Origin of the sequence: Treponema denticola, assembly GCF_024181605.1 — a bacterium.
In the GTDB taxonomy this organism is placed as follows: Bacteria; Spirochaetota; Spirochaetia; order Treponematales; family Treponemataceae; genus Treponema_B; species Treponema_B denticola_B.
Genome location: NZ_CP054477.1, coordinates 2,054,954 through 2,066,725, shown reverse-complemented (window position 1 = coordinate 2,066,725; position 11,772 = coordinate 2,054,954). Strand labels below are relative to the sequence as shown.

General features: G+C 40.1%; 9 protein-coding genes and 2 pseudogenes. 9 read left to right on the top strand and 2 right to left on the bottom strand.

The window, feature by feature from the left end:
* Positions 1–451 precede the first annotated feature (451 nt).
* The 7 genes from rsgA to E4N80_RS09625 all read left to right on the top strand — a co-directional run bounded on the left by rsgA (position 452) and on the right by E4N80_RS09625 (position 8,720).
* On the top strand, positions 452–1,546 hold the full coding sequence (gene rsgA, locus E4N80_RS09655) for a ribosome small subunit-dependent GTPase A (protein ID WP_253699027.1): 1,095 nt from the start codon (positions 452–454) through the stop codon (positions 1,544–1,546).
* An 83-nt stretch (positions 1,547–1,629) separates the two neighbouring features.
* A complete protein-coding gene (locus E4N80_RS09650) occupies positions 1,630–2,598 on the top strand; it encodes a GGDEF domain-containing protein (protein WP_253699026.1) in 969 nt (322 codons plus the stop codon).
* Complete coding sequence (locus E4N80_RS09645; protein WP_253699025.1) at positions 2,591–3,559, top strand: GGDEF domain-containing protein; 969 nt, start codon at positions 2,591–2,593, stop codon at positions 3,557–3,559. Before E4N80_RS09650 ends, E4N80_RS09645 begins: the two co-directional genes overlap by 8 nt.
* 110 nt (positions 3,560–3,669) lie before the next feature.
* Positions 3,670–4,926 (top strand): ribose-phosphate pyrophosphokinase, encoded by a 1,257-nt coding sequence (locus E4N80_RS09640; RefSeq protein WP_253699024.1) that lies wholly within the window; start codon positions 3,670–3,672, stop codon positions 4,924–4,926.
* Positions 4,923–6,131: an FGGY-family carbohydrate kinase gene (locus E4N80_RS09635; protein ID WP_253699023.1), complete on the top strand. Its 1,209-nt coding sequence runs from the start codon at positions 4,923–4,925 to the stop codon at positions 6,129–6,131. The genes E4N80_RS09640 and E4N80_RS09635 overlap by 4 nt, the downstream gene beginning before the upstream one ends.
* Positions 6,132–6,191: 60 nt before the next feature.
* The gene (locus E4N80_RS09630; protein WP_253699022.1) at positions 6,192–7,910 is read left to right on the top strand and encodes a DNA repair helicase XPB; all 1,719 of its coding nucleotides are present in this window, start codon (positions 6,192–6,194) and stop codon (positions 7,908–7,910) included.
* Positions 7,911–8,720 carry a 16S rRNA (uracil(1498)-N(3))-methyltransferase gene (locus tag E4N80_RS09625; RefSeq protein WP_253699021.1) on the top strand — a complete coding sequence of 270 codons (810 nt, stop codon included), beginning with the start codon at positions 7,911–7,913 and terminating at the stop codon, positions 8,718–8,720. It abuts the gene before it with no gap.
* 48 nt (positions 8,721–8,768) lie between these two features.
* On the opposite strand, the pseudogene E4N80_RS13050 reads toward E4N80_RS09625, so the two are convergent.
* Positions 8,769–9,089: pseudogene (locus E4N80_RS13050) on the bottom strand (Rpn family recombination-promoting nuclease/putative transposase); the annotation flags it as partial.
* Between the two features lie 167 nt (positions 9,090–9,256).
* Positions 9,257–9,596: pseudogene (locus tag E4N80_RS13045) on the bottom strand (Rpn family recombination-promoting nuclease/putative transposase); the annotation flags it as partial.
* A gap of 182 nt (positions 9,597–9,778) precedes the next feature.
* Between E4N80_RS13045 and mgtE the strand changes: the two are divergent.
* Both mgtE and E4N80_RS09610 read left to right on the top strand, forming a co-directional pair.
* Positions 9,779–11,137, top strand: a complete 1,359-nt coding sequence (gene mgtE / locus E4N80_RS09615; RefSeq protein WP_002676195.1) for a magnesium transporter — start codon at positions 9,779–9,781, stop codon at positions 11,135–11,137.
* A gap of 4 nt (positions 11,138–11,141) precedes the next feature.
* Positions 11,142–11,768 (top strand): diacylglycerol/polyprenol kinase family protein, encoded by a 627-nt coding sequence (locus E4N80_RS09610; RefSeq protein ID WP_002676194.1) that lies wholly within the window; start codon positions 11,142–11,144, stop codon positions 11,766–11,768.
* The last annotated feature ends 4 nt before the right edge of the window (positions 11,769–11,772 follow it).

Below are 11,772 nucleotides of genomic sequence, written 5' to 3'. Positions count from 1 at the left end.
CGCCTGCTTGACAAAATTTTTATTTTAGCTTAATGTCCTTTTACTGAATTTTAAAACTTATGGGAGGTGCTCTATGATTACATTATTATTTTTAACAAGCGGCAAAGACCTTACTCCCGGAAGTTCTTTATAGACCGCATTTTATCAAATCAATTTTATTTATAAGATTCTCACCTTAAATTCACTTGCTTGATTTTTATTTGTACTCAAGTTTGAAGATTTTTAAATCCGAATTTTTTGTGATGTATATCCCGGGAGAAAATAATTCTCTATTGAAAGGAAGACTTATTTTAGACAATGCAGGTGGCATTGTCTAAAAACGTTGCGAGTTTGCCTTACGGCAAACATCGCTTTATCGTATGCACTTTTTCATTTCATTGCAAAAGTGCGGAAATTCATCAATCCTCGACTTTTGATAAAGTCTACGGTTGATGAATTTAAAGGAAATATTATGGAAACAATTTTAAATTTCGGCTTTGAAGATTTTTTTAAAGATAAAAAAATTGAAAAAGAGGTTGGGCGTATTATTTTTTTTGGCGGGACTTCCTATAAAATAATATGTAAAGATGGCGAAAAAGAAGCCCGCTTAAAAGGCTCTTTTAAAAAAGAATGCGAGATATCAGGTACATATCCCGCTGTAGGAGATTGGATAGGTTTTGAGTCTCAAGAAAATTCTTCGATTGCACTTATAGATTTTTTATATGAGCGCAAAAATAAGATTTCCCGAACGGATCCTAGGTCAGGCATTGAGCTTGAACAAATTATTGCGGCCAATATTGATACGGCTTTTATATGTATGTCCTTAAATAAGGATTTTAATTTAAACCGTTTGGCTAGATATGTTTTTGCTCTGCAAAATGTTGAAAGCGTTTTACTTTTAACTAAGGCGGACTTATCCGAGACAAGGGATGATGCCGAAAATTTGATAAAAAAGATTTATCCTCATTTAAAAGTCTATTGCATAAGTATTTTTGAACCTGAAAGTTTAAAAAATATAAAGCATTACTTTAAAAAAGGAAAGACTTCGGTACTGCTCGGTTCTTCCGGTGTCGGAAAGTCAAGCCTCATAAACAGCCTGACGGGGAAAGAAATTTTACGTACAAGCGACATTAATAAAAAAATAGATAAGGGCGTTCATACTACAACGAACAGGCAGATAATTTCTTTAGGAAAAGATGCAGGTGTTATAATGGACACTCCCGGAATGAAGGTTCTGGGTATTTGGGATTCGGACAGCGGGGAAAATTCTTTTGCCGATATTACCGAGCTAAAATCCAAGTGTCTTTTTAGCGACTGTACGCATACATGCGAAAAAGGCTGTGCCGTTTTAGAGGCTCTTAAAACGGGCTTACTGGATAAAAACAGGTATGAACTTTACCTGCAATTATTAAAGGAGGATAGAAGAAAAATAAGACGGGAAAAACGGCAGGAAAAATTCTTGATAAAGAAGGAAGAAAAATCCAAGTCGGCAAAAAGGCGCTTTAAAGAAAAGAAAAACATAAAACAAACCTTTAAAAAAGATTTGGATGAACTTCTTTATGAATAAGTTTTTTGATTTCTTCCCCTGTTTTTTTTACTATGCACTTTTCTTTTGCTGGAAATGTGCTATAATGCTCTTAGGTGGTATGCATGATTACTGATAAGCAGAAAATAGAGGCTTTAGGAAACACCCCTCTTTTTGCAGGATGGGATGAAGTTTACTTAAAAGACATAGCCGATAAGGCTGGGATAGACAGCTATCAAAAAGGAGATATTATCTTTCAGCAGGACACAAAAGGTGACCGCTTTTACATTCTTGTAGAAGGAAATGTAATCATTTTATCTCCTGAAGATAATTCCGTTCTAGCCGAATTTGTAAGCGGTGAAATGTTCGGTGAAACGGCTATGCTTACCCAGGATGAGCAAAAGGCCATAGCTTCTGCCAATGAAAATTCTATTATTCTTTCGTTTCCTAAAGACGGAGTTCCTATGGAAGAGGTCTTTAAAAACAATCCTGTAACTTACGCTCAACTTTTAAAGTCCTACTTGGTAATGGTTTCAAGAAGAACTCGAAAAGCCAATTCTTTAATAAAAGAAAATTCTCCCATTATGAAGGAATTACAGAAGCAGGTTTATGGAGATAAGCTTACAGGGCTTTTAAACAAGGCCTATCTTGAAGAAAATATTGCGGACTTTATGAAAAGTTCTTTTTCTCTTATTATGATGAAGCCCGATAATTTTAAGGCTATAAACGACACCTATGGGCACGAGAAAGGGGATGCCTGTCTTACCTTTATAGGTAATCATCTGAGTCATTTTTTAGATACGGATTCGGTTTTAATGCGTTATCAGGGAAACGAATTTGCCGTTTTAACGCCTGATCAGGGCAGGAATGGGGCTGCAAGTTTAGCGGAAAAGATAAAGGTAGAACTTGAAAATTTGGATATATCCCCGGTCTTAAACAATTCTTTTAAGTTGAGTATGAGTTTAGGTATTTTACTCCATCCCGATACGAAGATTGCGAAAACGGAATTTATAAAACAATGCGCCGAGATGCCTCTTATCGGACGGGCCCGCGGAGGCTCAATGATTCTCTTTGAGGAGGATATAAATGAATAGCTCAAAACAAAGATGGCTTGAGATTTTACAGAAAGCGCGGCTTTTTGCTCATCTTTCGATAAAAGAAATAGAAGTCTTGGCTGAAGCTATGTTTTATTCCGAATTTGAAGCGGGGCAGACTCTCGTTTATGAAGGTGAATCGGGTAATGAACTTTTTATCATTGTAAAAGGTACTATTTCCGTTTCGGTAAAATCCGAAGGAAAAGAAATTGAACTTGTCCGTCTTGGAGCGGGAGATTTTTTCGGTGAAATGGCTATGCTCGAACAAGAGCACCGCTCGGCAACCTGTAAGGCTGTAGAATCCACCTCTTGCCTTGTTTTAAAATCTCAAGATTTTTCTTCTCTTATCATAGACCAGCCGAAAATCGCTTCAACGGTTTTATACAATATGCTTAAAATCACCGGCGGACGTTTAAGTAAGACGGACGGTCTTTTATCGCAGATAATCCAATGGGGTGATGATGCAAAAAAAAGAGCGATTACCGACGAGTTTACGGGACTTTACAATAGAAGGTATTTAGATGAATCATTTGAAAGCCTACTTAAACGCTGTGTCCGTCAGCACATCGGGGTAAGCTTTGCAATGGTGGATATAGACCACTTTGGTCAGCTTAACAGAGATTACGGAGCCGTCTTTTGCGATAAGGTTCTATTAGCCATTGTCGAAGTTTTTAAACGTAATTTTGATACGGACGATATTTTAATCCGTTACGGCGGCGATGAGTTTTCGTTTATTATCAGAGGAATGTTGGAAAGAGCCGCACATCAGTGCAAAAGAGTGTGTACCGAAGTTAATGCTCTGACTTTTCAAGAGCATCCTGAATTACGGGTTTCATGCTCAATCGGTCTTGCCTTATATGATGAAAAGATGACGACACCTGAACTTTTAAAATTTTCAGATACGGCTCTTTATTCTGCCAAAGAGGGCGGCAGAAACAGGGTATCCGTTTATCAAAAATAGGCACGGTTTAAGATTATTGTTAAAATAGCCGAATCTTCCCCTATTGTAATTTTCCTCAACAAGTGATAAAGTAAGCCAAGTAAGATTTTTATATTCTTTTTGGAGGCAAAATGAATTATCTTGAATCGAATAACCTCGCAATCATTGCTTGTCCGGGAGGAGAAGAGTTTGCAAATTTAACGATTAGGAATTTGAAGCATATTTATGCCCGTAAGCTGTACCAGCAAAGCGAAAAGTTAGCAAAAAGGTACAATACCTCCTCTGAGGATATGATTCAAAAGTTTAACTTTTATAGCGATTTGTTTGCCGGCAGAATGTCGGTAAACAAAGATACAAATAAAATCCATGTACCCAAATTTAAAGTAGATGCCCGTTTTACATATTTTATGAACGGGGAGTTTAAGACCGAGCTTCTCGAAACCGTCCGCGGAAAAGATGTCTATATTTTTCAGGATGTTGAAAACAAGCAGGAAATTACCATCAATGAGGGAAAAAACAAGGAGGTCTTTTCAGTAAACGATCATCTTATGTCCCTCATCGTAACCATAGATGCTGTCCGTCATGCAGGAGCAGGGAGAATATCCTTAGTTCTTCCGGTTTATCCTTACAGCCGCCAGCACAAAAAAAAGGGAAGAGAAGGCTTGACTGCTAGCTTGCTTGGGCATATTTACGAAGACCTTGATGTGGAGCAAATTATAACCCTCGATATTCACTCCCGCGAAATTGAAAATTCCTTCCATTCTGCACGCTTACAAAATCTTCATGCAAGTTATCAGATTATTAGGGAGCTTACAAGAATACTCGATTTAAGTGCCGATTCGGAAGAACAATTTGTAGTTGTTTCTCCCGACTCCGGGGCCGTAGACCGAAATAAATTCTATTCGTCGGGCTTGCAAAAACCCCTCGCCATGATTTATAAAGAAAGAGATTATTCCGTTGTTACCCAAAATGCAAAGCAGTCGAATATCATAAGCATTAAACTTTTGGGAGATGTTGAAGGAAAAAATGCCTTCCTCGCAGACGATATGCTGGGGACGGGCGGAACTCTTTTAAAGGCTATGGAATTCTTGAAGAGCAAGGGAGCAAAAAAGGTTATAGCCGCCGTAAGCCTTCCTTTCTTTACAGGCGACGCCATTCAGCAATTTGATGAGGCTTATTCCAAGGGGCTTTTTTACCGCATTATAGGAACGAATGCCGTTTATCATACCGAGCTAAAGCAAAAAGAGTGGTATATTGAAACCGATGTATCGGGACTCTTTGCTCAAGTTATCACGCGCCTTCACGAAAACCTCTCCCTTTCGAGTCTCCTCGATAACAGGGATATTATCGAAAAATTGCTAAAAAACGCTGCAATACCTAAAAAATGATTTTTTGTGCTGCCGTCTTCGACATAGGTACGTCTTCCCTAAAGGGTGCTCTTATAGCCGAAGACGGAAAGGTTTATACGCAAGGCCGATTGTTTTTTCCTCAAAACCTTGAAGCCGAAACATGGCTTGTTTCTTTTGAAAATCTTTTTAAGCAGTTTTCCGACTTTGCAAAACAAAAAAACATTAAGATTTGCGGAATCTGTATTTCGGGAAACGGACCCAGCTTGGTTGCCGTATCCGAAGATTCTGCAGAAAGAGATTTTTTGCTTTTATGGAACAAGGCTTCTTCCGACACCTTGAATAAAAACTCTAACGAGAACTCGAATGAAAACTCCGTGAAAAAAAATCCTCTTTACGGTAAATCCATCTTTTTGCCCCGTTTGGATTTTTTCCGAAATTCTTACCCCGAAATATTTCAATCTGCAAAATATATTTTATCGGGCCCCGAGTATTTAATTTATAAACTTACAAAAAAGAGGGTAACGGTTTTGCCCGAAAAACGCTATGTGTCCGCTTATTGGACTGATGAAGAATTAAAAGCCTTATCCATACCTAAAAACAAACTTGCCCCCTTTGTTCCTCTGGGAGAAGATTGCGGCCTATACCGGGACATTCCCGTTTTTGCAGGGCCTCCCGATTTTATAGCTGCCCTCATCGGCACAAACACATTGAAGCCGGGAACTGCCTGCGATAGGGCCGGCTCAAGCGAGGGAATAAATATCTGTCTTGAAGCTCCTCCGGCAAGCTCCAAGTTGAAGGGCTTACGCCTTCTTCCGTCTCCGATTCCGAACCTTTGGAACATATCTTACCTAATAGAAAATTCGGGGAATGTTTTTTATGAGTATATAAAAAAGCACGGAGGCAATTTTATGGACTTTGATGCTTTTGTGCATAATATAAATACTAAAACCGCAAATAAACAAAATGAAGCGGAAGGAAGAGCTATAATGGAAGCTCTTGCTTTTAAGGTAAAAGCGGGTATGGATTTACTTGAAAAGGCCGCAGGCTTCCGTCCCATATATACAATCTCCGGAGGGCAGGCCAATAATAAACTTTGGCGGGACTTAAAAGCCGAAATCACCGGCAGAGAATTTAAAGTACTTCAGATAGCCGATGCCGAGCTTTTGGGCAATGCCGCGATAACTTTTACTTCTCGTAAAACCTATAGCTCGATAAGCGAGGCGGCCTCTGTAATTGTTTGGTAATTGGAAACTCGCTTTCCCCTAACTTGAACTGCCCCCTCTAAACGTGTATAATGGCAGGCTATGCAAGAATCTAAACCGCTTATAATTCAAGGAGACCGCTCCATTCTTTTGGATATTCATGACCCGGAAGCTAACGATGCCCGCTTTGCCCTTATTCCTTTTGCGGAGCTTGAAAAGTCGCCTGAACATCTTCACACTTACAGGTTGACCCCCCTCTCGCTTTGGAATGCGGCAGGTGTCGGGCTTTCAGCCGATTCTATTATGAAAACTCTCACGGGTTTTTCCCGCTTTAAGGTTCCCGACTCTATCTTGGTTTGGATGAAAGAAACGATGGGCCGTTACGGTAAAATAAAGCTCCTCCCCCTTGAAAAGCCTCAAGAAGAGGGGGCTTCCGAAACCATTGAAGAAAAAGCGGAATTTTTGCGCCTTAAACCTGAAAATGCTCTTATCTTTAAAGAATTAAAAAGCAGCAAGATTCTTTTAAAATATTTAATAGAAGACCCCGATGAGGAAAATTCTTTTTTGATTTCCCTTTTAAACAGGGGAACTGTAAAGCAGGCTCTTTTAAAGCAGGGCTGGCCCGTGCAGGATGAGGTGCCCCTCCGCGACGGAGAGCCCTTGGATATTTCCTTAAAAGAAAAAACTTCAAGCGGTACCGAATTTGAAATCAGGGATTATCAGCGAGATGCGGCATCTTCCTTTGTCGGCGATAAGTCGGCAGGAACAGGTTTCGGCACAATTGTTCTGCCCTGCGGATCGGGAAAAACCATAGTCGGAATGCTTACGATGAGCCTTCTTAAAACAAGCACTCTTATTCTAACCCCCAATGTAGCTGCCGTTTATCAGTGGAGACGGGAGCTTTTGGATAAGACAAACATAAAAGATGAAGATATAGGCTTATATACGGGCGAGGTAAAGGAAATAAGGTCTGTTACGATAGCGACCTATCAGGTGCTCACTTGGAGGCCCAATACCGAGGCGGCCTTCCCTCATTTTAAGATTTTTAGGGAAAGAGCATGGGGGCTTATCATCTATGATGAGGTTCACCTATTACCGGCTCCGGTTTTTAGAATTACGGCAGAGCTTCAAGTTATAAGAAGGCTCGGACTTACTGCGACCCTTGTGAGAGAGGACGGCTGTGAAGGCGATGTGTTCAGCCTTGTCGGGCCTAAGCGCTTCGATGTGCCCTGGAAGGACCTTGAACAAAAGGGCTGGATAGCAAAAGCTTATTGTACCGAAATCAGGGTAAACATTGCACCTTCAAAAGAGATAGAGTATGCTGTAGGTACTACTCGCGAAAAGCACCGCATTGCAAGCGAAAACCCTGCAAAGCTCGAAATAGTAAAAAAACTTTTGACCAAGCACAAGGAAAATCAAATCCTTATAATCGGGCAGTACTTGTCCCAGCTCGAAACGATTGCAAAAGAAATAAATGCCCCCCTGATCACGGGAAAAAATACAAATGCCGAGCGGGAGCTTTTGTATGATTCATTTAGAAAGGGAGAGATAAATGTTTTGGTAGTTTCTAAGGTTGCAAATTTTGCGATTGATCTGCCTGATGCTTCGGTAGCTATTCAGGTTTCGGGCGTTTTCGGGAGCCGGCAAGAAGAGGCTCAGCGTTTGGGCCGAATCTTGAGGCCTAAAGAATGTGATTCCCATTTTTACAGCATTGTAACCCGCCAAACTATAGAAGAAGGCTTTGCCGAAAAGCGTCAAAAGTTTTTAGCCGAGCAGGGCTATGACTACTCGATTCTTACCGAAGCCGAATTGGATAAATAAATGAATATTGTTTTGTTTTCAGATGATGATTGTGCAGCTCCCGATTGTATAAACGATGGCTGTGTTTTTCATAAACACGATAAAAGCATAAACAACTGCTTTGTCTTTTACAAAAATGATGAACGCTATCTTCACATAAAAAAGATTCTGCACTTAAAAGAAGGCGATGTTTTTAAGGCCGGAATCATAAACGGAAAAATAGGCGAAGCTCTTATCTCTTACTTTTCCGAAGAAAAAATCGTTTTTTCTTTTTGCCCGAATACACCGGATAAAGCTGAGACGATACCTCTGCACCTTCCGCCCATAAAAATAATTCTGGGCTTTCCCCGCCCCATTCAGTTGAGGCGTATCCTTCGGGATGCGGCAAGTTTGGGCTTTGCCGAAATCGTACTATGCGGTACCGACTTGGGAGAGCGTTCCTATTTAAAATCGAACCTTTCAAGCCCCGAAGAAATAAAAAAATATCTTTTAGACGGTATCTCGCAAGCCGGCCAGACCATGCTACCAGAATTTTCTTTTTGCAATTCGGTAAAAGAAGCCTTAAAAAATTTAAAGACCGCCTCGTTCAAGGGCAGCAAGGTGCTCCTCGACATAGGACATTTTCCCTCCCTTTCAACATTTAAGATGAAAAAAGGAGAAGAACTGACTATAGCAATAGGAAGCGAAAGGGGTTGGACTCAAAACGAAAGGGAAGCTTTTTTTTCCGAAGGCTTTATTCCTTATTCTATGGGAAAACGCATTTTACGAACCGAAACCGCCCTTACTTCCGCCCTGTCCGTTCTTCTTGCAAACAACGGCTTTTGGGAATAGATAAGCTGGGATAACCCATGGTAAGTCTATTTTCAAAAAGGGTTGTTTTTATAGAGCTTCTACTTCTTTAATGCTTAAACCTGTGACTTTTGCGATATTTTCTATAGGGAAATTCATTGCAAGCAGGTTTTTTGCCGTTTCGAGTGCTTTTTGGTAAACCCCTTTATCAATACCACGCTCAAGGCCTTGTTGTATTCCCTCTTCAATGCCCTGTCGATAACCTTCACTTATACATGATGCCCTGTCATGTTCATATTTCATTCGAGAGTCATAAAGCCATTTATCTCTAGGACTCATTTCCATTAATTCTATCGTTGTATTTGCCTTTCTCATCATCGGCGATTCTTGTTCTAACATTTCCCGCACCTCCCAATGTTAGGGGAGGAAAGACAACCCGACAGAACAGGTTTTCTTTCCTCCCCTATAACCCCTCCTATCTTTTCCGTCTGCCAAAGGGAGTTCCCTTTGGAAACCCCTTCTTAATTTTCGCTATATTAAAATATATTACCATTGTTATAATAACATTCGGCTAAAGATTTTACAATAGTCTTGACCTTGTTTTATGTTTTCGTTGTACATTTTAGACCAATAATACAGGGTTCTTTCAGGAAAATCAAAATGCCAGTTGTTTTGAATTTCTATATCTATAAAAGTTCCATCTCTTAGCCTTAACTTGATGTCCAAAACACCGAGTTTTTCACTTAAAAGTTCCTTATGAAACTCCTTATCCAGAAGTTCCAAACCTGCGATGGTTTCAGGCGGAATGTCTAAGACACACTCCAGCAAGTCCTGTAGAACATCTTTGTTTTCTTCAACTCCGAATACTCGCTTAAAGGCATAGTCGTTGCGGAGGGTTATTTTAAATAGTTGCTTCATTTTTCAACTCCCATAATTTTTTAAAAGAGAAAAACTTTTCTCCTTTCATAATTATTATAGAGATTGTTTGCAATAGATAGTAAAATTTAGTAGATTCAACTTCACTTAAGGCCATCTTCCGCCCCTATATTTTTTCCTAAAAATATGATATACTCCCTAAAATATCGTTCGGAGGGTATCATATGGAATTGAAAGAAAACAAGTTTGAACAAATAAAATATTTATTATCCGAAAAACGGTATATTGAAGTACAGCGGACATTGGCCGAGCTAAACGAAGTCGATATAGCCGAATTCCTTGAAACCGAATCCGCACAAAATGCCATTCTTATGTTCCGAATGCTGCCTAAAAGCATGGCGGCCGAAGTTTTTACTCTTTTACCCACGGAACAGCAAAGCCGTTTTATAGCCGCAGCGACCGATAAGGAACTGGTTTCCATATTGGACGAAATCTTTTTGGACGATATGGTAGACATTGTTGAAGAAATGCCTGCAAATGTTGTTAAAAAAATCCTAAAAAATACCGGCAGTGAAGAGCGTATGCTCATCAATCAGTTCCTAAAGTATCCTAAAGACTCGGCCGGAAGTCTTATGACTATCGAGTACGTAGACTTAAAAAAAACTATGACCGTAAAGCAGGCCCTTGACTATATCCGCAAGATAGGTTTGGAAAGTGAAACCATTTACACGTGTTATGTTACCGATAAGAATAGAGTCCTTGAAGGTTTTATTTCTCTTAAAGAATTGGTGCTTGCCGATGAGGATAAAAAGATAGAACAGATTTTTAATAGAGAGTATATATGTGTAAACACCCATGATGATCAGGAAAAGGTTGCCTTCACTTTTAAGAAATACGGTTTTTTGGCTCTCCCCGTTGTCGATAACGAAAACCGCCTCATCGGTATTATTACCGTCGACGACATAATGGATGTTATGGAGCAGGAGGCTACCGAAGACTTTCAGAGGATGGCCGCTATGCAGCCTAACGAAGAAACCTACCTTGAAACGGGAATCTTTAAACTTGCAAAACACCGAATAGGCTGGCTTCTTTTACTAATGGTATCCGAAACATTTACCGGAACTATAATCGAACGCTACACCCATTTGCTTGCCTCAATGACTATTTTGACCGCCTTTATTCCCATGTTGATGGACACGGGCGGTAATTCCGGCAGTCAATCTTCAACCTTGATTATCCGAGGCTTGGCTACGGGAGAAATCGACTTAAAGGATTGGAAAAAGGTTTTTTTTAAGGAACTGGGCATTGCCGTGTTGGTGGGCTTTACCTTAGGCCTTTTCAGTTTTTTAAAATCGGTCTTCCTTGGGGGGAGAAATCCTATGATAGCCCTTACTGTGGGTGCAACCCTCGTTGCAACCGTAACTGTAGCAAAGATTACCGGCGGGCTTCTCCCCATTATGGCAAAAAAATTAAAACTCGATCCTGCGATTATGGCCGGCCCCCTGATTACAACTATTGTAGATACCGTAAGTTTGATTATCTATTTTAAGATAGCTTCAGTTTTGTGTGCAGGAATGTTTTAAGCCTATGAGTTTTTTAAGAAATCTGCGGTATAAAAAACTTTCTCAAAATGCAAGAGTCGAAGATTTGATAAAGGAAACCTTCCGCAAAACAATTCATCTTTGTGCAGCCCTTGTTCCTCTCTTTGCAAGATACTTTTTCTATCCCACAGTTATAGCCCTGTCCGCCATAACCTTTTTTTATGTTATCTTTGAAATTTTAAGATTAAAGGGCTACCGAATTTTTATGATTTCAAACATCACCGGTTTTGCTGCACGAGAGAGGGATAAGGGGAAATTTGTGCTGGGGCCTGTAACTCTTTCGATAGGCGTTATAAGCACCCTCCTTATCTTTCCGTTTAAGGAAGCAAGTATAGGGATTATGGCTTTGGCTCTCGGAGACGGCCTTGCAAGCCTTGTCGGAAAATTTTGGGGAAGACAGCATCTGAATATTTCCAAGGATAAAACCATAGCGGGAAGTATAGCCTGTTTTACGGCGGTTTTTATTTCTACCATTGCAATAAGCAGGAGTTTTATAAAAAGCTTTTTTATAGCAGCTATTGCAACGGGAACTGAAGCTCTGCCCTTAAAAGACTTTGATAATATACTGATACCGCTTGTCTGTGCAGGGGCTGCCTTAATATTGGCTGTTTAAGGTA